The sequence below is a fragment of the Cyclobacterium sp. 10D3-21 genome, from assembly GCF_055809755.1.
Window position 1 is genome coordinate 5,063,639 of sequence record NZ_CM147924.1, and the last position, 24,683, is coordinate 5,088,321.

Genomic DNA, 24,683 nt, shown 5'->3' on the forward strand with positions numbered 1-24,683 from the left:
GTCTACCTTTCTTTTTTCATATATTTAAACTAACCAATCACTAGGGAAATATGGAACAGCTTTTAAACAAGAAGTCACCTCTAATTTGTTTAATAGCTGCTCTTTTTTTATCGGCTTTCTCCATAAGTTATTCTCAAACAATCACTGGAACATGGGAAGGAAAGTTAGACCTGGGTTTACAACAGCTCCCTTTGGTTTTTAATTTTGAACCTTCTGAAGATGGTTGGAAAGGAAGTCTTGATAGTCCACAGCAGGGCGCCTACGGTATTCCATTGACCAAAGTATTGTTTGACGGTACATTGGTCTCCATCAACATCGCTTCTCTAGGTGCTGATTATGAAGGAACCCTGATTAACAATAGTATTACAGGTCAATTCACGCAATCGGGCTTGTCTTTAGCCCTTACCTTAACTCCCTCTAATAAGAAGGAACCCAACCTGGCAAAAAGGCCACAAACCCCAGAAGGGCCATTTCCCTACGAAATCATTAACACTTCCTTTGTTCAAAAAAAGGAAGATATCCTGTTTAAAGGTACAGTAACCAAACCGCAAGGTGAGGGACCATTTAAAGCAGTTGTTCTTATAAGTGGGTCCGGCCCTCAAGACCGGAACAGTGAAATTTTCGGCCACTTGCCTTTCTGGGTGATCGCTGATTACCTTACTCGGAAGGGAATAGTGGTCTTGCGTTACGACGATCGCGGCATAGGTGAATCGGAGGGGACCATGGAAGGGGCTACTACAATAGATTTTGTGCAGGATTCCTGGGCTGCGGTGGAAAAACTGAAAAGTTTTTCTTTTGTGGACAGAGACAAAATAGGTGTTATTGGTCACAGTGAAGGAGGACTTATTTCTTGGATGATGGGAGCCCAAAACACTGGGAACCTGGCATATATTATGGCCCTTGCTCCACCAGTCATTCCAATTGACAGCCTTATGGGTGAACAAACTTACGACATCATAATGGCTTCTGGAGCAGAAGATAAACTTGCTCAAGAACAACAAGCCTATAATTTCAATTTGTATCAATTAATTAAAGGAAGTCAAAACCCCATTGATGCCAACCAAAAACTCAAGCAATTCCTTGAGAGTGACAAAAAGCTGGATCAAATGGATAGTACAAAAAAAGCAAGTCAAGTGGACAAACTTTTAAAACAATATACCTCCTTGACATCCCCCTGGTTTTATCAATTTATTAAAATGGAGCCTAAACAATATATATCCCAGGTATCCCTTCCTTCCTGGGTAGCTTTTGGGGGAAAAGACAAACAGGTAAATGCACTATCAAATAAAAAATCACTCGCGCAAATGGGAATGGCAAATATTGAAATTAATTTTTACGAAAATTTGAATCACCTTTTTCAAACCGCCGAAACCGGAGCTATTTCGGAATACGGTACGAATACAGAAACATTTAACGCCAATGTTATGGTGGACATTGCCAACTGGATCAATTCTCAATAGTCCCAGGTGCTAAGAAATGAATAAGTAAGGTTTGGACTTTTACCCATTTTATTTCGGGAAAATGGCAAAAATTGGCTGAATTCATCTAGCCAATAGAGCCTCAAAAAACAGAAATCTATTGTCTATTTCGGCTTTAAAAAATTACAGTGCCTTTCGATGCCGCTAATGACACCGAAAGGCCTGAAAAAAGACAGGTCTTTGCACATCGATATCCCTTGGGTTAAATAACGCTCAGAGATTTGATGTCAAGTCAGCTATTAACTCAATAGACTTTTAAGCAACACCCTTACTTCTTGAGGGTCTTTTATGTTATAATTGGCTTGCGTATAAGTGTATCCTACCCTAATGGTATACGCATTTTTCGGCATGGCCTTGAAAGTGTCTTCATCTGTCCAATCGTCGCCTAAAGCCATAATAAAGTCATATTCCTCGCCTTTCATCATGGCCGTAGCTGCACGCCCCTTATTTATATCTGGCCGCTTGATCTCCAGTACTTTGTTGCCTTCCAATACTTGAAGATTATGACCTCTAGCCATGTATTTAAGGTGGCTGAACAACTCTCTCATTCTAAGATCCCCCAGACCACTCTCAACTTTCCTATAATGCCATACAAGCGAATGGTGCTTTTCTTCAATCAATGCTCCTGGTGTACGCAGCACATAATATTCCATTACCTTGCGAATATCTTCCTTCCAGCTATCGTCGACTTCAGCATATAAGATCCAATCTTCTTTTTGGTCCTTTCTTTTTAACCAGACACCATGCTCGGCAATCATGTCCACTTTTTGCCCTTTGAACCATTTCCCAAGTGTTTCTTTATCTCTACCACTTATTATGACTGTCTGACATTTTTCTGAAAGGGCAGCTATCAGTGATTTTAATTCCTCATCTGGAAATGCATCCTGAGGTCTGCCTTTAAATCCAACAAGTGTCCCATCATAATCCAATAGCAATAGTGGCCTTTTTGCCACTTTAAATGCCTCTTTAATTTGGGCGGCAATTTTCTTGTCCAAGGCTTTGGATTCAAGGTCTGCCTGCTTTTCTTTTACAAACTTCAACCTATCCATAAACACCTTTACCCACTGAAAAATATCGTATTTTTTCAGACTTGCCTGCATGGAGCTAATTCTCAACTCTTGCTCCTCCTCATCCATTGAAAGTGCCTCCACAATAGCACTTGTCACCCCTTCCTGATCATTAGGGTTGACCAATATGGCATCTACAAGTTCTTTGCTAGCTCCTGCCATTTCAGAAAGTATCAACACCCCTTTCTTATTGGTTTTGCTGGCCACAAATTCTTTACACACCAGGTTCATTCCATCCCTAAGTGGTGTCACCAAGGCAATGTCTGACATACTGTAAAAAGCACTTAATTCATTGAACGGAAAACTGCGATAAAAATAGTGAATGGGTACCCAGTTCAGGGTAGAAAATTTACTGTTGATATGACCTACCAAAGTATCTATTTCTTCCTTAAGGGTCTGATAAGATTTTACCTGATCCCTGGATGGAACCACCACCATTATCATCGATACTTTACCTTGGTATTGGGGATTTTCATCTAGAAGTCTTTCGAATACTTTGATTCTATTTGGAATACCTTTTGAATAATCCAACCTGTCTATGGTTAACAGCAACTTCTGATCACCTAAGGTTTGTTTGAATCTCTTGACGTAGTTCTTTGTTTTACTGCTTAATGCTGCTTGTTCAAACTTATCGTAGTCGATACCCATCGGGAAGGCATCCACGTTTATCAATCTATTGTCGGCTTGAATAAAGCCACTCTCATTGGATAAGCCAAGGATTCTTCCTACAGCACTCAAAAAGTGGCGCATATCATCATAGGTATGAAAACCAATCAAATCCGCACCTACCATTCCTTCAAGCATCTGCTTCCTCCAGGGGAGCATTCGGATGATCTCATAGGATGGGAAAGGAATATGTTGAAAAAAGGCGATGGTAGCATTTGGCAATTCCTTTCTAAGCATCATGGGCAACAACAATAGTTGGTAATCATGTACCCAAATGGTGTCGTCCTCATTTGCTTTGGCAAGAATAGCGTTACAGAATTTCCTATTCACCTGACAGTAAGCATCCCAATATTCATCTTCGTAATTGATGTGTTGCGTAAAATAATGAAAAGCAGGCCAAATGGTTTCATTGCTAAACCCTTCGTAATATAGTTCTACGTCTTTCTTGGTAAGAAAAACAGGAGCCATTTTTAATTTCTTCAGCTCATCTACAACTTCCTTCTGCTGCCCTTCATCTTCTACATCGTTCCCTGGCCAACCTATCCAAATGTTTTCTCCTTCTTTATATATAGAACCCAATCCTGTGGCCAAGCCACCAGCACTAGGTTTAAACTCAAACTTGCCGTTTTTGTGTTGTAAACTAATCGGTAATCTATTTGAAACAATAATTGTTTTTGACATTTCTTAGTGTTGGTTAGTATAGAAAAATTTTTACAAAAGCTAAAGTTAACTTTTAACCCTAATTAGACAATAGTAAATCAATCCTGCTCTGAAAATGCTCCAAAATTACAAGGCAATAACCACACCAAAGCGCTAAATTTCCCAATCATTTTACCAGGATTTACCATGCTTTGTGAATAATTCGGGAAAATGCTATTCTGGGAATTATGTTTATTCTAATATAAACAAATTGGTAGAAAAAAAAAACATTGGAAGGAATTCTAAGCTGCAAGCAATGGACCATTCGCCCTAGTATTCATTGTTCCTTTCCACAAATAGTTTTCCCAGGAAATTACCTGTTAATGCACTTGATCCTCCAATTAAAAAACCCATTAAACCAGTAATTCCGACCAAAATTGCACCATTTGAAAAGCCCATAATTTCGGAAAACTTATCCGGAAGATCTGAACCTGAAACGGACCAAATGATCAATGGTGCAAGTATCCAAACACTGGCCACTCCTAATGCCCCTGCAATGAATGCTAGAAAAGCAGCCCCTCTAAACCAGGCAGACACACCACAGATTATAATCATTAAAACATAGTAAGGAACGATAGCACCTAATAGATAAGCAATTAAAGCGATAATAAGTATATGTATAATGAACTTCATGCTAATCAGGAATAAATTTGGTTTGAAACATAACTGCTGAGGCATCGCTCCTATCCCTTATATCCATTTGTAAATATTTTCCAGAAGCCCAAGCATCCACCAAATTGTCATAAAATTTACTTCCAGGGTTTCCTGATTGCCCACCAGGATACACGCCATATGCTTTAATTTCTGGCCCCATTTCCACAACCATTCTCCACCCAGGACCCCAATCAGAAGCAGAAGCATTGACAATCCCTTTCCCCCCACCTATTGGAATATTGAACCTACCAAAAGGAGTTAAATTGGGTATCAAATGGCTAATATGTGTATTTTTATAAGCCGACCAGGCGATAGAATCTGTACTACTATCCGCTGTCAACTTTTCCATTTCTTTTATCATTCCCAAAAACCCTTCATTTATCCAATAGTTAGCAGTCTCCTTTACTTCTGTATCCCGCCGATCAAACCAGTTGGCATCTGGTTCACTTTTTATGAGTTTGGATAGTATGAATTTATTAGGATAGGAAATAGGCAATCCTTTAGCATCCCAGGAACTAAACAAAGCCTTTTCCAGGTGATCCCACCAAGATTTGAATAAGGCGGGTGCAGTTTTTTCCGCAGAAGCATCATAGTCCCAAGCTTCCAATTTCTCCAACCAAATTCTTCCCTTTTCTGAGCCTGCCACCTCCACACTATCTAGCATTAGTGGCAATATTTCTGATGCGTGAAGATTGAAATTATCTAGTTGCAGGGCTTTCATGTCCTCCACAGTGATCCCTGTCTTATCAGACAATTGATCAACTATTCTCCTATTTCTAAAATATTCATAATTATTATTATAAACATAATACGGGTAGTTGTAGGATACAGGATGTTGATTGGCAGAAACCAAAAATCCCTCTTCCGGATTTCTATCTTCGGCATTGTGCTCCTGTGGTATAAATCCTTGCCATTCATAAATGGGCTGACTGCCATCCATAAGGAATTTGCCCTGCCCTTTCCATTTTAAAGGAAACCTACCCTGGACTTTCATCGCAATCTCTCCTTCTTTGGAAGCAAAAACAAAGTTTTGGGCCGGTGCTACATAATGGGTAAGTGCCTCTTTAAAATCATCATACCCTTTAGCCTTATTTAAGCCTATAAAAGTTCTGGCTTCATTGGAATTCCCATGAGCGGTCCATTTCAAGGCAAAGTTTGTAGCTTTCCCTTTCATTTTGAAATTCCTATCATAAACCACAGGGCCATAATGGGTGTAAATCACCGTGTCTACAAAATCATTTTGCCCTTTTACTAAAAACGTTTCCAGCTGCTGGGTACTTTGAATCCATTGCCCATTGTATAGGTACTCTTCTCTTGACTGGTCTTTAAAGGTGATTTTATACCAATCTTTCACATCTCTATCCGCATTGGTAGACCCCCAGGAAATGTACTTGTTAAAACCTATGATTACACCGAGTGCTCCAGGTAAGGTTGCTCCTTTGACTGTGTATTCAGGAGTGCTTAATTGAGCAGAAAACCATAGTGAAGGTAAGTTTAATCCCAAATGAGGGTCGCTGGCCAATATAGGATAACCAGAGGCGGTTTTTTCTCCAGACACGGCCCAGTTATTTGAACCTAGCCCCGGCTCCTTTTCTGGTAACAATTGCGTTATTTTTATAGAATCCAGGAATGCTGCATCTGGCTCAGTAATATCCAATGGCTCAAAGCCCCAGTCTTCTTTTGAGATGACTGGTACGACTCCTTCCGGGTTATCAGGAAAAAGCTTGTTCTGCCATTCTTCACCAAAAATATTTCGGAAATTAGTATAAGCCAAATCACTATCTCCCGACAAGGTCTCTGACATGTTCATCAGAAACAAAAGTGTTTTATAAGGGGTCCAGGGTTGGGGGTAATAATCTAAAAGCTTGTATTCTAAAGGCAATTCTCCCTGGGAAAGTTGGTCAATATAGGCATTCACGCCAGCTGCATAAGCCAACATTAAATCTAAGATTTCAGGGTCGTTATTTTGGAGGTATTTTAGTTTGTTCCTGGCCCCAAAGCCCAGTCCTTTCCTTCGCATTTCCCTGTCTCGGTTGAGCGCTATGGATCCTACAACTTCTGAAAGCCTGCCTTCTGCAGCCATTACCTGAAATTCCATCTGCCACAACCTGTGGGTTGCCGTAATATAACCTTGCACCTTAAAAAGATCTTTCTCGTTTTCCGCAAAAATATGTGGGATCAGGTTTTCATCATAAGTCACGGAAACTTCTGATTCAAGGCCCTCCAGGGTCACTTCACTATTTGGACTGTAATCTTCACTGTATGCATTTTGCCAAAACCCTTTGAATGGATCAAATATTTTGGCCAATGGAGGTAGGTTTGCCAGGTTTATGGATAAACCCACGGCAACCAACAATGAAAACAGTAATGAAAAAAAGAACCCTATATACTTCATTCAATATTTACCAAAACTTTTGCTTTTTCCCACCTTATTGCTAAACCTTCCTTTACCACTTCTATAGAGAGCGATTCTTGGTTACTTGATTCAAAAGTAGGGCTAACCTCTACACGCAATACATCATTTTCTTCATTGTATTGAAAATGCCCATGCTCTAAATCCCAGTCAGCATTTAAAATTACAGTCCAGGGTTCATTTTCTTTTGGGATGGTAAACAAGGAATACCTCCCCGCTTTCACCATCTTACCTTCAACAACAACGTCTGCTCCAAAGGTAACATTGGTTGCTTCATTGGCACCTGTTCTCCAGACTTCTCCATAGGGAACCAAATCCCCCCAAATTACCCTTCCTTTTACGGCAGGCGAACTGTATTCAACAGTTACTTTTTTACCCTCAATTTCTCCTGAGGAAGATCTTAAAGGGCTGGCACGTTCTTTCGATTCCTCGACCGTTTCCTCCTCCACTGTCACAGTACTTTTTGAAGATGGGTTCGAGCAGGAGTAAACCCCACAGAAAATCGACAAAAGAAATAAACTAAAAAGTGGTTTTGTAAGGTTATTCATATTGTTTATGATTAAATTTTACACTAATCTATGTATTTTTTCCTTAATCCTCCATTCAATACAGGTTAAATATCATATTCGTAATATCCGTGGTAATTCTAACGTTTAAACGAAAAAAATGACGGCAACTAATCCCCTTGTTTGACACTGTTTTCCTTTCCAGCGAGTATAAATTCTTATCTGAATCAGAATTAATCAATTATAAAAATCACCTTTTATGCAAAAAAACATTCGTGGCACTAAAAAATTAAATATATTGGTATAGCACAAAATTATTACCAATTTGTGAATTGTTTAATTCTAGAATATGCGTTTTATAATCGTCTCAATTTTTTTCATCTCTCTAGCCCTCTTTTTCAGTGTGCATATTTCACCTGAGACATGGGATTATACAGGCCTTTTACCACTCTTAATACCGGTATTTTTATTATTGAACCTATTTCTCATTTTTTTACTGTTTTTTGGAAGGTTCCGTTTAATCATTTATCCAATTTTAGTGCTTATTATTGGTTGGAAGTTTCTAGTCATCACCTTTCAGTGGAATACACCTGATACGATTACTGAAGGTTTTACTTTTTTAAGTTACAATACCATGTTATTTAACAATAACTGGGGCAATGATAACGAAATCAAAATATCGAATTCAATAAAATGGGCCCAGGAAAACCCTTCAGACATCAAGTGTTTTCAGGAGTTTTATCAGGATTTCACCACTCCGTCGAGAAATGCACTAAAGAAGATCAGTAACAATGGCGCTTATGAATATGCCTACTTTTCAGCCAATGGCAATGAAAAAAAGAAATCGTATGGCATTGCCATTTTTAGTAAATTCCCAATCATCAACAGCGGTAAAGTTTTTGACAACAAAAGGAATAACGGGGCCATGTTTGCTGATATAAAAATCAACGAGGACACTATCAGGGTATACAATACCCATCTCGAATCAATGAATATAAAAGCTGCCGACCTTGACAACTTGGAAGGTATAAAAAATCAATACAGATCCACAATCAAAAAATTAAAAGCAGGGATAAAATTAAGGACTTCACAAATGTTAATCCTTAAAAAACACATTGCTGGTAGCCCTTACCCTGTGATATTAGCTGGTGATTTTAATGATTTGCCCTACAGTTACACCTACTTTAGCCTTAGAGAAGATTTAGAAAACGCCTTCGAGAGTAGGGGACGCGGTTTTGGCTTTTCTTACAACAAAGTATTGTTTTTCTTACGTATTGACAATGTGTTTTTCGACAAGGCTTTAGAAGTTTTACAGTTCAAAACATTGCGTGAAGTAGATTATTCAGACCATTACCCTATTTCAGCGGTGTTTGCTTACCCCGGTCAAGCAATATCCGATGATTGATTTTTTTTTCAATCACCTCTTTAAAGGGCATCAACAAAACTGGCAGCCAAAGTAAATCTGCCAGAACAGCAAAAAGCAAAGAAAGGCTTACCAATACCCCTGTAAACATTGGAATTTCTAAGGTACTGAAAGTCAACATCACAAAGCCCGATATCAGGATCACCGTTGTGAGAATTATGGCTTTACCGGTAGTTAGATAGGTAAGGTATAGCGCCTTCATCAACCCATGCCCTTCCTTCATTTGCATCCGCAGATTGGTCATGAAATGAATGCTGTCATCTACGGCTATTCCAAAAGCGATGGCAAATACAATGGAGGTTGAAAGCTTGAAATCTATTCCAAACCAATACATAATACTCCCGATCCATACCAAAGGCACAATGTTTGGCAGGATGACAAGAAGGGATACTCTCCAGGACCTGAAAAGAAAACCAACGATGATTCCTACCAATAAAAAGGCAAAACCTAGGCCTGTAAACACTTTATAGGTGACCAATTCATGACTTTTATCGATGAGGAAGGAGGTCCCTGTCAACCTGACACTTAGCAGGTTTTTGTTGATATTACTTGCTACAAATTCTTCTAACTTTTGGTGTTGTTCTTTTCCTAAAAGGCTTCCATTGTCTGCAGTTCTGGAAGAAAGTCTTCCAACAGTTTTATCCGCTGACCATAATTTAATGTTTTGAGATTGTCCGATTTTATCGACCAAAGGCTGCATTCTCTCGTAGGCAAGGGCTGATGGAAGAACAAAGGCTTTTGGGTTTCCCCGGTTTTGCGCCTTGTTCACCGCCCTAACTACTGTGAGTGGAGACATAATAAAACCTGTGGTATAATTTTCCCGCACAAAATCCTCCAACTTTTCTATTTCCTTTAGCACCCTGTAATCAAAAAGGTCCGCCCCCCCATTTCCTGCCTGAAGTTGAATTTCCAAAGGCTTAGATCCACCATAATGCTGGTCAAAAAAACGAAAATCCTCCAGAAGAGAATGTCCTTCAGGAAGATTATCAAGTATATACCCATTTGTTTTAACCTGTGTCATAAAGTAACCCGAAAGCAAAGTGATCACTATAAATGATAGGGAGATGGCTTTTCGTTGATCAGTGACTTTTTGAAAAAGAAGCTTCAAAATTTTATTCCATCGCCTGGCCCACACTTCACGTTTAGTGGAAGGAAAAGGAGGAAGGTGGTAAAGGGCAAAGGGCAATATGGAGAACAAGGCCAAAAACATAAACATAACGCCACAGCCAGTGTACAATCCAAACCACATCAAACTGGGGACATTGGTGAAATACAGGGAAATGAAGCCGAGGGCGGTGGTCAGAGCAGTTAGAAAAACAGCAAGACCTAATGTTTTAAATGCACCATATATGGCTTGGTCTTTAGATTCAGACGCTACCAAAGCGGTTTGGTAATGGTTGACAACATGCACCATACCACTAAGTCCGATGACCATTAAAATTGGAGGCTGCATCACCGACATTACATCCAACTCACCACCTGTCAAAAGTAAAAATGAAAAGCTCCAAAATATACCTGTAACAATAATAATAAAGGGCAAAACTACTCCCCACCAGGAACGGTACATCAGCCAAAGCAAAAAAAGCACCCCCACAATCGCAAAACTCAAGAAAAAGGCAAATTCTTGTTGAAGCAAATTAACAAAAGCGCCCTGAGCTTTGATTTTACCAGCCGTTCTAAAAGCATCGAATTCGTATGCCTGAAGCTTACTTTCAATGCTTGCATACAAGGTGTCACCTCTCTCCTTGCCTATCATTTGCTCATTCTGTACCAAAAGCAACAAGCTGCTACTATCTTCCGCGACCAAATTGCCCATCCATTGCTGGTCCTTTTTAATCTTCTGTGAGCTGATAGCAAGGGATTCCTTACTGGACCAGTCCAACAATTGCCTGAAATTGATGCCAAAAGGACTGATTAATGGTTCTTTTTGATTTAAAACAGAAACAACCTCCACTACCCCATTGACTTTCTTCAGTTCGTTTTCAAAAGCCCGACCTTTTTCCAAAAATGCACTATCAAAAACACCCTCATTATTTTCAAGAGCTATTAATAAATAATCATTGTCATTTTGAAAAACCTCCCTGTATTCCTGATAGAAATCCAATTCAGGATCATTCTGTTGGAAAAAATTTTCAAAATCATAATTAAAGCTTACTCCCTGCCAGGTAAGGATAAAAAACAAGCTTAGTAACCCTGCAAAACCAAGCGCCCACATGGACTTTCCCCTATCCATTCTTTACGATTTTATTGCTGTATACACTATAAAGGTAATTATCCACCTTTTCCTCCGACGGAAAATAGAAGGAAAATAAACTAACATAATATTTATTATTTGATCCCATTATTTCTCTTTCTTTCGCAAGAAAACTGTTAACCCAATTAAAGGTTTTGGCTGCTTGCATAATTTACCATATTTTAGAGTCAAAAATTACGCACACATGAAAAAAATCAAGGTACTTTTTATTGGAGTTATTGGTATCCTTTTCTTATTTGGCCAGCAAGTTGTCGCTCAATCTGATAGGTGGCAACAATCGGTAAGTTACAAAATGGATATTGAAATGGATGTAAAAACCAATCAATACCATGGCTCTCAAACAATTGCTTACAGCAATAATTCCCCCGATACTTTGGATCAACTTTTTTTTCATCTCTATTACAATGCATTTCAGCCGAATAGCATGATGGATGTGCGGTCCCGCTCTATTGAAGATCCTGATAGGCGTGTAGGTGACAGAATATCCAAATTGTCTCCTGATGAAATTGGATACATTCATGTAGAATCCTTACTTCTAAATGGCCAACCAGTACGCATGGAAGAGGTAGGTACAGTATTAGAAGTAAAGCTGACAGAGCCAATATTACCACACAGCACAGTGCTCCTTGAAAGCCGGTTTAAGGCCCAGGTACCACTGCAGGTTCGAAGAGCTGGAAGAGACAATGCTGAAGGCATTAAATTTTCAATGTCTCAATGGTACCCAAAGTTGGCCAACTACGATGAACAAGGCTGGCACGCAAACCCCTATATAGGAAGAGAGTTTTATGGGATATGGGGAGATTTTGATGTAAAGATCACCATTGACAAATCTTATATACTTGGAGGTACAGGTTATCTTCAAAACAACAATGAAATAGGCTATGGCTATGAAGAGGAAGGTGTTTCAGTAAAAAGGCCTTCCGGTTCCAACCTTACCTGGCATTTCTATGCACCCAAAGTCCATGATTTTATGTGGGCAGCAGACCCTAACTATACTCATGACAAACTGGTCATGGAGAATGGAATTACCTTACATCACCTTTATGTAAAGGACAAGGAAACCAAAAAAACCTGGCCAGAACTAAAAGAATACACGGCAAAGGCCATGGCGTATTTCAGTGAAAGGTTTGGTGAATATCCTTACAAACAATATTCGGTGATTCAAGGTGGTGATGGTGGAATGGAATACCCCATGTCTACCTTAATCACTGGTCACAGACCAATGGGAAGCCTGGTAGGCGTTATGATGCATGAATTGGCCCACAGCTGGTTTCAAGGAGTATTGGCCTCCAATGAATCCCTTTATTCCTGGATGGATGAAGGGTTCACTACTTATGCCAGCACCCTGAATATGGCAGCCAATTACCTCAAGCCTTCTTCTGAATCGCCCCTTAAAGGTTCTTATGTCAGCTATGAAAGACTTATTAAATCAGGACTTGAGGAGCCATTGTCCACACATGCCGATCACTTCAACACCAATACCGCCTATGGTGCTGCGGCTTACTCCAAAGGTTCATTGTTCTTGGCCCAACTGGGATATATAATCGGTGAAGAGGTCAGAGACAAGGGCATGTTAAGGTATTGGGAGGAGTGGAAATTCAGACATCCTAACGTTAATGATTTCATCCGCGTGATGGAGAAACAAAGTGGAATTGAACTTGACTGGTACAAAGAATACTGGGTAAACTCTACCAAAACCATTGATTATGCCATCTCTACGGTTACCGAAAAGGACAAATCACTAGTGGTAGTATTGGAAAGAAAAGGATTGATGCCGATGCCAATAGACCTGGTTGTTACTTATGAAAATGGAAAAAAGGAAACCTTGTACTTCCCTTTGACCATAATGAGAGGAAGCAAAGAAGCGGAAAGTAATTCCCCTGAAAGAACGAAGACCCAAAGGTGGCCTTGGACCAACACTTCCATTGAAATCACCATTGACCAATCTTCTTCCCCTGTAAAGGCAATGCAAATAGACGCCTCAGAGAGAATGGCAGACATTGACAAAACCAATAATTCCTGGGGAGCAAAATAATAATTTAGGTCGCTGTAGTGATGTGCCCCCAAAAAGTTTGTACTTATTGGGGGCATTTTTATGAGTAGAAAAATCATGTAGGAAGTATAGTTTAATCCGGATCATAAAAGTCTCAGATTTGGGAAAGAAAGAATTGAGCTCAATAGATGGTCCTGCCTCTACCTACTCGCGGGAATGGATAGGTTGAAGCCATTCCTACATCTAAATGAACCCAATCCTTTCATCCAATATTAACCGCCTTCAACATCTTATTACGCCGGTCACATAAATATAAATTGTATATTTTTTCATTTAATAATTGGGAATTCCATCATTATATCTTTACCTTATGACAGGTTTAAAATTAAATAAACACAACAGATGAGGACAGCCACTATACTTACTTTTTGTTTTTTGCTTATTACCGTTGGGATAAACGCTCAGGATCTTCCTGAAATCGAGAGAAAGACAAGAGACAACACCTACCATTTTCAGGAGTTCGAAGCCATGCAACTTGATGCAATTGATCCTGACAAGGTTTCAGTCATTACCACAAATGCTGGCATTATGGCATTTGAAAAGTCTTCTCCTACTATGGTGACTCCCATGGGAAATTATAAAGACTTCAAAATCATTAAAATCACGCTTCCTACAAAACCTGCTATTACGCTAGACAAAAAAGTTCAGGTTCCTCAGCCAAAGCAATACTTGATAAAAAGAGCGATAAAGGAGGAAGATAAATAAGTTTAATTGTTGATTTTTTTATTCTAAAAGGATTCCGTTCGCAGGTTTGTCCTGTTGTGATGCAACCTTAACTTAATGCGATTTTTTCCTATGGTTATAATAGGTGCTTGAAATTTTCAAGCCAAATAGTCTAGTTGACCGACAGGTTTCTCTAGACTATTTGCAATATAAAAGACATTTTAAAAGTACGCGTTTGTTTCCAAGACAAGCTTAAATAGGCTTAGCCGTTATAATTCATTTTTTTTAATCCGATTTATTTTACTCAATTTAAACATGAGTTATGCATATGGTTCGTTATAGCCTGTCCCAGGACTTTGGGAAGAGTTGTAATCACAATTAAATGAGTGTATTTAAAGACTGAGGCATAGTATTACTATAGTGAGATCAAAAACAGTCTGATTTTTAAGTAATTTTATCACACAATAGATTAGCTATTGCCTAATTCGGGTTAAAGTCCACAAAAAAATTATTTATGAGCAGTAATAAATTCGGTATAGATGTACCCGGCAAGGTTACAAGTTGTTCATTGACAGAAACAGGAGTCTATGGAAAGACTGAAAACTGTATTTTTCAATTGTTGGTTTATGATGAAAAAACGGTTAGAGTACAGGTAACCCGACACCAAGAATACACCCCCAATCCTTACAGTGTCATCTCTTCACCTAAAGAAACCACTTTTTCATGGCAAGAAAACAAAGATTTTTTTATTCTAAAGACTAGAATAATACAAGTTCATATTGCCAAAAACAATTTCCACCTAATTTTCAAAAACGCTTCGGGACTTATCCTTAACCAAGACGACCCAAGCTTTGGCATTAATTGGCAAGGAACAGCGGTAAGTAGTTATAAAAAACTACAACAATGGGAAAAGTTCATAGGCCTTGGGGAAAAAACTGGTGGATTGAACAGGTATGGCCAAACTTATACCAATTGGAATACCGATCATTTTGGATATGCCACCAATGCAGACCCATTGTATTTATCCATTCCTTTCTATATCGGGCTACACCATGACAACTGCTATGGGATATTTTTTGACAACACCCACAAAAGCACCTTTAATTTTGGAGCTGGAAACAACCGGTTTTCCTATTTCACAGCCGAAGATGGGGATCTCGACTATTATTTTATTCACGATGACTCTGTAAGTGGCATACTTTCCGCTTACGCAGATTTGACAGGTAAAACCCCCATGCCTCCTAAATGGGCTTTGGGATACCAGCAATGCAGGTACTCTTATTTTCCCGACAAGGAAGTAATTCGGCTGGCTAAAACTTTTCGGGACAAAGAAATCCCTGGAGATGTAATTTACCTGGACATTCACCATATGGAGGAATTCAAAGTATTTACTTTCGATAAAAAAAATTTTGCGAAACCTGCTGAACTGATAAAACATTTAAAAGACCTGGGCTTCAGGGTGGTGGTTATTCTTGACCCTGGAATTAAGGTTGATCCGGAATACCTACCCTATACAGAAGGCAATAACAAAGACTTATTTCTAAAGTACCCGGATGGAGAAAATTATGAAGGAAAGGTTTGGCCAGGTTGGTGCGTATTCCCTGATTTCACCAATCCAGAAGCCAGAGATTGGTGGGAGCAAAAGCTAAACTTTTATATAGAAGCAGGAGTAGATGGATTTTGGACCGACATGAACGAACCTGCAACCTGGGGACAAACTGTCCCTGATCTGGTTCAATTTGCTTATGAAGGGCAAGCTGCCAGTCACAAAAAAGGCCGAAATGTCTACGGGCTTCAAATGGCAAGAAGCACGAAAAATGGTCAAATCAGGCACTCCGAAGCGCAAAGGCCTTTTGTATTGTCTCGCTCTGGTTTTGCAGGGATACAGCGATATGCCGCCGTCTGGACCGGGGACAATGTAGCCAGTAATGAACATATGATGGCTGGTGTGAGGCTTGTAAACAGCCTGGGCCTAAGCGGTATTACATTCTCCGGATATGATATTGGAGGGTTTGTAGGAAATACAGACCCACATTTATTTGCAAGATGGATTTCAATAGCCACTTTTTGCCCGCTTTTCAGGGCACATACCATGATCAATAGCAAGGCCTCAGAGCCTTGGGCCTTTGGAGAAGAAGTAGAGGAAATCGCTAAAAATTACATTCGGTTGCGGTACAAGTTAATGCCTACAATTTATACTGCTTTTCACAACAGTTCGGAATCAGGAATTCCGGTCACTAAAAGTTTGTCTATAGATTATTCATTTGATGACAAGGTTTACCATGGCGCCTTTGAAAATCAATTTCTTTTTTGTGACAACTTATTGGTGATGCCCGTTGAAAGCAACAAAGAGATCGCAAAAATCTATCTTCCTGAAGGACCCTGGTACCATTTGTTTACCGGAGACCGTTTTGAAGGGAATCAAGAAATGCTTTGGGAGTGTCCACTTGAATACCTACCCGTATTTGTAAAGTCAGGGGCTATTCTCGCCATGCAGTCGGCTACAAATCACGCAGAAGACATGCATGACGGCCATTTAAACCTCCATATTTACAAAGGCTACGGCATAAGTGAGCAATTGGTCTATGAGGATGATGGGAAAAGTACAGCCTACCAAAAAGGTGATTTTTCTAAGCTTATTTTCACCATGGATTTTGAAATCAATAGGCTAAATATTGAAAAGATTGCTACTCATTTTGAAAGTGAATTCCATACTGTCAATGTCTTTTTACATGGATTAAACCCGAAAAATGCAGCATTGAACGAAAAAGAATTGAAAATAACGACAAGAAATGTAGCCTTCCTGGATGAAATTTCAGCCTTCGATCCTTTACCCGATGGCAATCATAGCTATAAAATATGCAAAGGGGTTCCTAGCTTTTCCATATCCATAATGGATGGAAAATATTTTGAAATTGACTTATACTAAAGTGGATCACTAACTGTTCTTTGCTAAAAAACAATCCCCTCTCTATTTGAACCATTGGATTCTAAAAGAGAGGGGATTTCAACTATTTATTTTTCTTTATTGTAATACTTTAAGGCTTCATCCATTTGTTTGTTCAGCTGCTCTATTCGTCTTTCAGGTCCAGGGTGGGTAGATAGAAATTCAGGAGTTCCTCCGGAACCTCCAGATTGGGCATTCATTCTTTCCCAAAAAATAGGTGCTTCTCTTGGATCATAACCAGCTATGGACATAAATATTAATCCTAACTGATCTGCTTCAAGCTCCTGGTCTCTGCCAAATTTCAACATACCTACCTGGCCTCCTATTCCTACTGCTTGTAAAAATATTGTCTGGGTTAAACTTGGATCCTCACCCATGGCTACTTGTAGCCCACCAATCAATCCATTGGCAACCATTCCTTGTGACATACGCTCTCTGGCATGGCTGGCAATTGCATGGGCTACTTCATGGCCCATAACCACCGCTATTCCAGTTTCGTCCTCACATATAGGCAAAATCCCTGTATAAAAGGCAACCTTTCCTCCAGGCATACACCAGGCATTTACCTGATCACTCTCCAATAAATTAAAATCCCACTTAAACCCTTCAGTGATGGAAGAATACCCATTGTCCTTTAAATAGGTATCCACAGCTTCAGCTATACGATTTCCAACCTTTACAACTTCTTGTCCCTCTTTGGTATTTGTAAGTACCTTGCTCTCTTTTAGCACCTGCCCATATTGATCAAAAGCCAAAGGTAAAACCTCAGAATTACTTACTATACTCAGTTGTTTTCTACCACTTAAAGGTACTGTAGCACAGCTATAAGCAAATAATGCTATAAAAAGAAGTGTTATAATTTTTTTCATGTTTTCTTAATTTCAAACAAACGTAATATTATTTGTAAAGCTCCAAAAAAGATGCCAGATAATTACGTAAAGGTAAAAATAAATGGTTTAAAGAAAGTCATCACCTCCCACTCGCTATTTTAAAACAGTATTAATGATAGATACTTGTCTTAAGAACAAGTCCAACAAAACTGCTCCTTAATAGCAATGCAAAGGACGAATGTCTTAGAAAGGGCTTCCTAAAGTTCAAAATTAAAGTTTAAATCAATATTAAAATCCCTTTACATTGAAGATAGGGGTTTTCTGCTGAAATTAATTACTTAAGTTTTATAAGAGACCAATAAATATTCCTAAATTCATAACCATACCTTATTGTCTATGAACAAGAACCAGCAGTACTTTACCCGCTCTATGTCTCGGTTTGCCTCTTATTTCTGGTACATGCTAAGAAATCTTCCATCAGTCATTTTCTGGGGAATAAGGGTAAAATCCATCAGTTTGGACTCCAGTTGCACGACTATTCCTTTCAATTGGCGTACAAAAAACCCATTCAAGTCCATTTACTTTGCTACCCTCTGTGGAGGAGCAGAGTTGGCTTCTGGAATGCTTTGCATGCTTCACCTAAGCGCAAGTGAGCATTTTTCTATGCTTGTAGTGGATATTAATGGGCAGTTCCTCAAAAAAGCCAACGAACAGATTACAATGATCTGCAAGGATGGTGAACGAATAAAACAAACCCTTGCGGGTCTGCCCAACGCTGGAGATACTGCAGTATTAAAAACCACAGTAACCGGACACAATCCCAGCAATGAAATGGTAGCAAAATTTGAAATCACCTGGTCATTTAAAAGAAAATGAGCCTTAAAACTTTCTTATGAATTTACAGTCGCCTGTTTGTTGATCACTTCCACCAGTTGATGGGCAGGAACTACACCAGATTTTCTCCACACAACTTTTCCTTTTTGAAACAACACAAGGGTAGGCACACTCTTGACCTGAAATCTACTGGCAGCCATAGGGTTTTTATCAATATCAATCTTTATAATTTTGGCTTTAGTTCCCACTTTTCCTGCAGTTTCTGTCAAAATGGGCTGCATCATTTTACAAGGCCCACACCAAGTCGCATAAAAATCAACCAACACAGGCTGATCCCCTTTGATTATATCTGAAAAACTTTTTCCTTTTGCCATAACGTTACTATTAAAATCTTTAACAAAAATATGATTTTCAACTGAAACCATCAGTGATATACCTCACAAAGGAACAGCCAATCCTATCATTGGCAGGTAATTCTTTTTAATTATTTCCAAATGATGCTCCATATGCCCAAAAATAATATGGACAAGTGCGGACAAAGACATTGGATTTGAACCAACTGAACCAATATTGGCACATTGCGATTGAGGAATAGCTTCGATAAAATGCCATAAAAGTGCCCGGTGCATCACAAAGGTTGCCAATAGCTTTTCTGTGGCTTGGTTATTGAAATCCGCATTGGCTACATATACGTCCTGATCGAACCCTGGTAAATTGCTTCTTTCACCCCTACTTATACATAATGCCCTAAAATGCATCAGTTTTTCAGTATCAATGATATGCCCCAGCAGCTCATTGAAAGACCATTTCCCTTCACTATAACCTAGCGTGGCCTGTTCTGCTGTGAGGCTTCCATATAGGTTGTTTATAAAGATTTCCTGTTGATCTGAGAGTGCCTTTAGATCCTTGCCTGAAGCAAGTTCTACATATCTTTTGTAAAAGAGTGGATAGTCTTCTGCTTTAGGAATTTTAAGGCCTTTAGTAGTCTCCATTATTTTGTTAATTTTGTAAGATAAATTTAAATATAATCTTTCGATATGAATCCATTATTGGCAAAATTTAATACACCGTTTGAGACGGCTCCTTTTGATAAGATTAAAAACGAACATTTTCTCCCAGCCATCAAAAGTGCTATTGCTGAAGTTAATGAGGAAATAAAGCAAATTAAAACTTCTACAGCTCCCGATTTTGAAAATACAATTGTTGCATTAGAAAACTCCGGGGAAAAGCTATCAAGCGCAGCATCCATTTTTTTCAATATCAATGCTGCTGAAACCAATGAAGAAATACAACAACTGGCCCGTGAAATTTCTCCACTTTTGTCTGCTCATAGCAATGACATCCTACTGGATGAAGCACTTTTTAAAAGGGTCAAAGCTGTTTATGACCAAAAGGACCAGCTGGCACTAAATTCTGAGCAGAGCACCCTTTTAGATAAAAGTTACAAATCATTTATCAGAAATGGAGCACTTTTGGAGGGCGCCGCCAAAGATAGGCTTAGAGCTATCGATCAGGAACTGTCCAAATTAGGTTTACACTTTGGTGAAAACGTTTTAAAGGAAACCAATAAGTATGAATTGGTTATATCAGAAGAAAAAGACCTCGCTGGATTGCCTGATGGACTTATCGAAGCTGCTGCCCAAACGGCCCAGGAAAAAGGCAAAGAGGGCAAATGGGTATTTACACTAGCATTTCCCAGCTATGTCCCATTTATGACCTATGCTAAAAACAGGGAATTAAGAAAAGAAATTTATATCGCCTACAACACCAAATCTGCTAAAGGGGACGAACTGGATAATCGGGAAATAATCAAGGATATCCTCAAGCTAAAGGATGAAAGAGCAAAACTTCTTGGCTATGCCAATTATGCAGCGTTTGTCCTCGAGGAGCGCATGGCCGCTAGTGGAGAGCAGGTGTTGACATTCCTTGACGAATTACTTGAGAAGGCTAAACCCAAAGCCCAGGCGGAATTAAAAGAGTTGGAAGCTTTTGCTCACAAAATCGATAATATTGAAAAACTTTGCAAGTGGGACATTAGCTACTATGCGGAAAAATTAAAAATGGAAAAATATGCGGTAGATGACGAACTTTTAAAACCGTATTTTGAATTGGATCGCACCATAGATGGGGTTTTCACCACGGCAGAAAAACTATATGGCATTACCTTTAAAGAAAACAAGGACATTCCTGTTTATCATGCTGATGTAAAAGCCTATGAAGTCAATGATGAAAACGGAAAGCATCTTGCCGTATTTTATGCGGACTTCTTTCCTCGAGCGGGTAAAAGAAATGGCGCATGGATGACAGTGTACAGAGGACAACGCATTGAAAACAACAAAGAATACCGACCTCATGTATCGATCGTTTGTAACTTCACCAAGCCCACAAAGACTAAACCCAGCCTTCTTACCTTCAATGAGGTCACTACTTTGTTTCACGAGTTTGGTCACGCCCTCCATGGCATGCTGGCTCAAGGTACTTATGGGTCTTTGTCAGGGACCAATGTCTATTGGGATTTTGTAGAGCTTCCTTCTCAAATATTCGAAAATTGGTGTTATGAAGCAGAATGCCTGGACCTATTTGCCAAGCATTATAAAACAGGTGAACCTATTCCTGCCTCTTTTATAGAAAACATAAAAAAAGCAGCCAACTTTCACCAGGGTTTCCAAACTGCCAGACAAATCAGCCTGGGCCAGCTAGACATGGCCTATCACACCACGGATCCAAAATCCATAGTCGATATATTTGAATTCGAAAATGAGGTAATGAAGCCTACGGCTTTACTTGAACCTGTGGAAAACACCATGATGAGCTCCTCTTTCTCTCATATATTTCAGGGGGGCTATGCCGCCGGCTACTACAGTTACAAATGGGCAGAAGTATTGGATGCCGATGCTTTTGAATTGTTTCAGGAAAAGGGAGTGTTTGACAAAGCAACAGCACAATCCTTCAGGGACAATATTCTGGCCATGGGCGGCAAAGAACACCCATCCATTTTATTTAAACGATTTAGAGGCAGAGAACCAAAACCTGATGCGCTTATTAAAAGAGCTGGGCTGGAGGTTTAGTTTTAAAATTAGGCAGTGGCTAAGTGAAATTTCCTTGTGTTATTCTATTATAAAAAGTTTTTAACAAATAAAAGGGGCTCGAATGGGCCCCTTTTTAAACTCGTTTCGGAAAAACTTGTCTAAGTCCGTCTGTAGGAAAAAATTTATTGGTACTCTAAATGATGATAAATCCTATTATCAATAGCCATATCAATGCTGAAACCATTAGTAGTACGGTAAATTGTTTGTCTTTCATTGCCCCCGAATTTTAATTCCATTAATCCAATTAATGTACAAAATTAAAGGTATAAAAACAAATATTCACCACATATAATTTTACATATAGCCAAATAAGTAAATCATTCATTTTGTGATAATTACAATTCTTTGAGCAAAAAAGAGGCTAAACGATAAAGGGCTTTGATTATTTTAAGGAATTACTATTTTTTTTATTCTTTTTCTAAAAAAATAAAATTTATTTATCCTTTTGAGATTCACTATTGAGATGCCCAAGTTCATGGTAATGTTTCTGGTTTTGGGACATATTTTCTGCCGTCCATTTTATTTTTCTGGATAGGGGAAACTGCCTTACAGGACAATCGCTCACCTGACAATAATGACAACAAGGGTCTGGAATACAAGGATCTGCGTGAACGAACACCTCAATTTTCCCCGGCAGATTTTCTTCCAAAACTTCCTCTACTTCATGTACACAATCGTGTCCCTGAACAAGATCATAATAGTAAGGCAACGTAAGGTGCAAATCAATATGACTGTCACCCCCATACTGCTGTACCCTCATATTGTGTATGTCTATCCAGTTTTTTTGCCGGTGTTTATTCAGAATTCTAACAGCCTTGTCGATGGATTGGGGGTTGGACTCATCCATCAACCCCGCTACTGACTTTCTGACCAAAAAATAACCATTGTACATGATGTAAAAAGCGAAGAGTGCCGAGATAATACTGTCCAGCACATTCCACCCAGTAAAATAAATTATGGCGATGCCAAATATCAGCATAAAACTACTTATAGCATCTGTGGAAATATGCTTGCCATCTGCCTCTAGAGTAATGCTATTTAATTCCTTTCCTTTTTTCTGTAAAACAAAGCCCAAAATCCCATTAACCAATCCTGAAAAGCCAATCAACACCATACCCAAAGGCAATTCAAGCAGGGGCTGAGGAAATAATAGTGCGTAAAGTGACTGATAAAGGATAAAAACACCGGCAATGATGATCAAAGTCCCTTCAATTCCGGCACTAAAAAACTCTATCTTGCCATGACCATAGGGATGATTTCTGTCTCTTGGGACCGCACTTAGCCGAATACTGTAAAGTGCAAATAATGAAGCCACTACATTCACAATGCTTTCTAAGGCATCCGTTAAAATTGCGTTGGAACCAGTCAGAAAATACGAATAGAATTTTACTGCCAGTAACACAATACTAATGACAACTGACCAAAGAATTAATTGCTGTTTTTCCGAATTCACTTTACCAAAAATTTACATTTCAAAATTAGCCTTATTTGGGGGAATGAGAAAATTAACCGGCAATTAAAATCATGATTCTGCTTTGGGTTTTGGAGGGGGAATTTAGCGTAAAAAAATCAGGAAAGATGTCACTTAAGAATATCCATTCTGACAAAATAAAACCCAAGTAAAACCACACTTTTGCAAAGCAACTAATAAATTGGCTTGGTCACAATAAAAGCCTCCCACTGCTCAAAAACCGCGTGGAAATAAATAAGAATTTGACTACTTTGAAAACAGACAATAACTTTTAAACAGATAAGTATAACTATGACGCTAAAAAACCCATACTACTGGCTGATAATCATTTTATTCATTAGCCTGAATCTTGAAGCTCAAACTACTTCTGGACAGAATTCGCCACCTTTAACCAAGGCTTCACCTTCGAGTGTGGGCATTTCTCAAGAAAGATTGGATCGCATTGATAATATGTTGAAACAATCCTTGAAAGACAATTCCATTCCCGGTGCTGTGGCCCTGATAGCAAGAAATGGAAAAATAGTTTTTCATGAAGCCTACGGCAATGCGGATGCCAACGGTAAAAAATTACAAAAAGATGCGATATTCAGAATCGCCAGCCAATCAAAGGCCATCACTTCAACGGCTGTGATGATGCTGTGGGAAGAAGGAAATTTCAGTTTGGACGATCCTATTTCCAAATACATACCAGAATTTGAGAACCCTGAAGTATTGGTCAATTTCCGGTATTCCGACACTACCTATACCTCGAGACCTGCCCGCAAGGAAATTACCATAAGGCATCTGCTAACGCATACTTCAGGACTTGGCTATGGCGTAATAGATGGAGATGAAAGAATGAAGATGCTCTATCATAAAGCCGGAACAACGGACCTGTTTACTACAGAGCCTGTCACTATCAAGGAAGTCGCCTTGAAGTTGGCTAAACTGCCCCTGCACCATGATCCAGGAGAGAAATTCACTTATAGCATGGGGCTGGATGTACTGGGTTATTTCATAGAGGTAATTTCAGGAATGTCATTCGAAGCGTATTTAGAACAACATCTATTTAAACCTTTAGGAATGGATGACACAGGTTTTTACTTTCCGGCATCCAAAGCGGATCGACTTGTAGCCATTCAGCATAAAGTAAACGACCAATGGGAAAACTATCCCAATACGTTCTACGATGTCAATTACCCTATTAAAGGAGCAAAATCATTCTTCTCTGGCGGTGCCGGACTATCCAGTACTGCAAAAGACTATGCCACATTTCTTCAAATGTACCTTAATGGTGGGGAGCTAAATGGAAAACGATTCTTGAGCAGAACCACTATTGCCACCATGATGGGCAATCAAACCATGGATTTATTTGGTGGTGGAGACCAACATTACGGACTGGCCTTTGGGGTATTGACTGAGCAAGGCCAGGCAAAAGGAGGACTTGGATCTCCAGGGACTTTTGTTTGGGGAGGTTATTTTAATACCCAGTATTTTGCTGACCCCAAAGAAAAGGTGATCGGAATTATCCTCAAACAAACTCAGGGAAGCACCGGCGACCAGACAAGCTGGAAATTTAAACAAATGGTGGGAACTACCATAGACGATTAAGGCTAACTCCTTTTTCTCAAACCCTGACAGGTAGCTCATGAAAACA

17 protein-coding genes are annotated in these 24,683 nt (G+C 39.2%); 8 read left to right on the forward strand and 9 right to left on the reverse strand.

The window, feature by feature from the left end:
- Nucleotides 1–50 precede the first annotated feature (50 nt).
- Nucleotides 51–1,460, forward strand: a complete 1,410-nt coding sequence (locus AC0L7T_RS19515) for an alpha/beta hydrolase (protein ID WP_473337716.1) — start codon at nt 51–53, stop codon at nt 1,458–1,460.
- A 257-nt stretch (nt 1,461–1,717) separates the two neighbouring features.
- Here AC0L7T_RS19515 and AC0L7T_RS19520 read toward each other — a convergent pair whose 3' ends face one another.
- The 4 genes from AC0L7T_RS19520 to AC0L7T_RS19535 all read right to left on the reverse strand — a co-directional run bounded on the left by AC0L7T_RS19520 (nt 1,718) and on the right by AC0L7T_RS19535 (nt 7,525).
- On the reverse strand, nt 1,718–3,892 hold the full coding sequence (locus AC0L7T_RS19520) for a bifunctional alpha,alpha-trehalose-phosphate synthase (UDP-forming)/trehalose-phosphatase (RefSeq protein ID WP_473337718.1): 2,175 nt from the start codon (nt 3,890–3,892) through the stop codon (nt 1,718–1,720).
- A gap of 288 nt (nt 3,893–4,180) precedes the next feature.
- Nucleotides 4,181–4,543: a hypothetical protein gene (locus tag AC0L7T_RS19525; protein ID WP_473337719.1), complete on the reverse strand. Its 363-nt coding sequence runs from the start codon at nt 4,541–4,543 to the stop codon at nt 4,181–4,183.
- A gap of 1 nt (nt 4,544) precedes the next feature.
- The gene (locus tag AC0L7T_RS19530) at nt 4,545–6,959 is read right to left on the reverse strand and encodes a penicillin acylase family protein (protein ID WP_473337721.1); all 2,415 of its coding nucleotides are present in this window, start codon (nt 6,957–6,959) and stop codon (nt 4,545–4,547) included.
- On the reverse strand, nt 6,956–7,525 hold the full coding sequence (locus AC0L7T_RS19535; RefSeq protein WP_473337723.1) for a DUF2911 domain-containing protein: 570 nt from the start codon (nt 7,523–7,525) through the stop codon (nt 6,956–6,958). The genes AC0L7T_RS19530 and AC0L7T_RS19535 overlap by 4 nt, the downstream gene beginning before the upstream one ends.
- 307 nt (nt 7,526–7,832) lie before the next feature.
- Between AC0L7T_RS19535 and AC0L7T_RS19540 the strand changes: the two genes are divergently transcribed.
- On the forward strand, nt 7,833–8,888 hold the full coding sequence (locus tag AC0L7T_RS19540) for an endonuclease/exonuclease/phosphatase family protein (RefSeq protein ID WP_473337725.1): 1,056 nt from the start codon (nt 7,833–7,835) through the stop codon (nt 8,886–8,888).
- Here the strand turns inward: AC0L7T_RS19540 and AC0L7T_RS19545 are convergent.
- Nucleotides 8,839–11,139, reverse strand: a complete 2,301-nt coding sequence (locus AC0L7T_RS19545; RefSeq protein WP_473337727.1) for an efflux RND transporter permease subunit — start codon at nt 11,137–11,139, stop codon at nt 8,839–8,841. The genes AC0L7T_RS19540 and AC0L7T_RS19545 overlap by 50 nt on opposite strands.
- Nucleotides 11,140–11,344: 205 nt before the next feature.
- Here AC0L7T_RS19545 and AC0L7T_RS19550 point away from each other — a divergent pair, with 205 nt between their 5' ends.
- The 3 genes from AC0L7T_RS19550 to AC0L7T_RS19560 all read left to right on the forward strand — a co-directional run bounded on the left by AC0L7T_RS19550 (nt 11,345) and on the right by AC0L7T_RS19560 (nt 16,805).
- Complete coding sequence (locus tag AC0L7T_RS19550; RefSeq protein WP_473337729.1) at nt 11,345–13,195, forward strand: M1 family metallopeptidase; 1,851 nt, start codon at nt 11,345–11,347, stop codon at nt 13,193–13,195.
- 360 nt (nt 13,196–13,555) lie between these two features.
- On the forward strand, nt 13,556–13,918 hold the full coding sequence (locus AC0L7T_RS19555; protein WP_473337731.1) for a hypothetical protein: 363 nt from the start codon (nt 13,556–13,558) through the stop codon (nt 13,916–13,918).
- 472 nt (nt 13,919–14,390) lie between these two features.
- Complete coding sequence (locus tag AC0L7T_RS19560; RefSeq protein ID WP_473337732.1) at nt 14,391–16,805, forward strand: glycoside hydrolase family 31 protein; 2,415 nt, start codon at nt 14,391–14,393, stop codon at nt 16,803–16,805.
- An 86-nt stretch (nt 16,806–16,891) separates the two neighbouring features.
- Here the strand turns inward: AC0L7T_RS19560 and AC0L7T_RS19565 are convergent, their stop codons facing one another.
- Nucleotides 16,892–17,692, reverse strand: a complete 801-nt coding sequence (locus AC0L7T_RS19565) for a M48 family metallopeptidase (RefSeq protein ID WP_473337733.1) — start codon at nt 17,690–17,692, stop codon at nt 16,892–16,894.
- A gap of 357 nt (nt 17,693–18,049) precedes the next feature.
- Here AC0L7T_RS19565 and AC0L7T_RS19570 point away from each other — a divergent pair, with 357 nt between their 5' ends.
- Entirely contained in the window at nt 18,050–18,529 is a 480-nt protein-coding gene (locus AC0L7T_RS19570) for a PaaI family thioesterase (RefSeq protein WP_473337735.1), read from the forward strand.
- Between the two features lie 14 nt (nt 18,530–18,543).
- On the opposite strand, the gene trxA is transcribed toward AC0L7T_RS19570, so the two are convergent.
- Entirely contained in the window at nt 18,544–18,861 is a 318-nt protein-coding gene (gene trxA / locus AC0L7T_RS19575) for a thioredoxin (RefSeq protein WP_473337736.1), read from the reverse strand.
- A 63-nt stretch (nt 18,862–18,924) separates the two neighbouring features.
- Nucleotides 18,925–19,479 (reverse strand): DinB family protein, encoded by a 555-nt coding sequence (locus AC0L7T_RS19580; protein WP_473337738.1) that lies wholly within the window; start codon nt 19,477–19,479, stop codon nt 18,925–18,927.
- A 45-nt stretch (nt 19,480–19,524) separates the two neighbouring features.
- Here AC0L7T_RS19580 and AC0L7T_RS19585 point away from each other — a divergent pair, with 45 nt between their 5' ends.
- Entirely contained in the window at nt 19,525–21,555 is a 2,031-nt protein-coding gene (locus AC0L7T_RS19585) for a M3 family metallopeptidase (RefSeq protein WP_473337739.1), read from the forward strand.
- Between the two features lie 454 nt (nt 21,556–22,009).
- Here the strand turns inward: AC0L7T_RS19585 and AC0L7T_RS19590 are convergent, their stop codons facing one another.
- Complete coding sequence (locus tag AC0L7T_RS19590) at nt 22,010–23,029, reverse strand: cation diffusion facilitator family transporter (protein ID WP_473337741.1); 1,020 nt, start codon at nt 23,027–23,029, stop codon at nt 22,010–22,012.
- Between the two features lie 309 nt (nt 23,030–23,338).
- Here AC0L7T_RS19590 and AC0L7T_RS19595 point away from each other — a divergent pair, with 309 nt between their 5' ends.
- Complete coding sequence (locus tag AC0L7T_RS19595) at nt 23,339–24,637, forward strand: serine hydrolase domain-containing protein (protein ID WP_473337742.1); 1,299 nt, start codon at nt 23,339–23,341, stop codon at nt 24,635–24,637.
- The last annotated feature ends 46 nt before the right edge of the window (nt 24,638–24,683 follow it).

Bases quoted from the DNA above. Each gene is read 5' to 3' on its own strand.
- AC0L7T_RS19515 (WP_473337716.1), top strand. From the start codon at position 51: ATGGAACAGCTTTTAAACAAGAAGTCACCTCTAATTTGTTTAATAGCT.
- AC0L7T_RS19520 (WP_473337718.1), bottom strand. From the start codon at position 3,892: ATGTCAAAAACAATTATTGTTTCAAATAGATTACCGATTAGTTTACAA.
- AC0L7T_RS19525 (WP_473337719.1), bottom strand. From the start codon at position 4,543: ATGAAGTTCATTATACATATACTTATTATCGCTTTAATTGCTTATCTA.
- AC0L7T_RS19530 (WP_473337721.1), bottom strand. From the start codon at position 6,959: ATGAAGTATATAGGGTTCTTTTTTTCATTACTGTTTTCATTGTTGGTT.
- AC0L7T_RS19535 (WP_473337723.1), bottom strand. From the start codon at position 7,525: ATGAATAACCTTACAAAACCACTTTTTAGTTTATTTCTTTTGTCGATT.
- AC0L7T_RS19540 (WP_473337725.1), top strand. From the start codon at position 7,833: ATGCGTTTTATAATCGTCTCAATTTTTTTCATCTCTCTAGCCCTCTTT.
- AC0L7T_RS19545 (WP_473337727.1), bottom strand. From the start codon at position 11,139: ATGGATAGGGGAAAGTCCATGTGGGCGCTTGGTTTTGCAGGGTTACTA.
- AC0L7T_RS19550 (WP_473337729.1), top strand. From the start codon at position 11,345: ATGAAAAAAATCAAGGTACTTTTTATTGGAGTTATTGGTATCCTTTTC.
- AC0L7T_RS19555 (WP_473337731.1), top strand. From the start codon at position 13,556: ATGAGGACAGCCACTATACTTACTTTTTGTTTTTTGCTTATTACCGTT.
- AC0L7T_RS19560 (WP_473337732.1), top strand. From the start codon at position 14,391: ATGAGCAGTAATAAATTCGGTATAGATGTACCCGGCAAGGTTACAAGT.
- AC0L7T_RS19565 (WP_473337733.1), bottom strand. From the start codon at position 17,692: ATGAAAAAAATTATAACACTTCTTTTTATAGCATTATTTGCTTATAGC.
- AC0L7T_RS19570 (WP_473337735.1), top strand. From the start codon at position 18,050: ATGAACAAGAACCAGCAGTACTTTACCCGCTCTATGTCTCGGTTTGCC.
- trxA (WP_473337736.1), bottom strand. From the start codon at position 18,861: ATGGCAAAAGGAAAAAGTTTTTCAGATATAATCAAAGGGGATCAGCCT.
- AC0L7T_RS19580 (WP_473337738.1), bottom strand. From the start codon at position 19,479: ATGGAGACTACTAAAGGCCTTAAAATTCCTAAAGCAGAAGACTATCCA.
- AC0L7T_RS19585 (WP_473337739.1), top strand. From the start codon at position 19,525: ATGAATCCATTATTGGCAAAATTTAATACACCGTTTGAGACGGCTCCT.
- AC0L7T_RS19595 (WP_473337742.1), top strand. From the start codon at position 23,339: ATGACGCTAAAAAACCCATACTACTGGCTGATAATCATTTTATTCATT.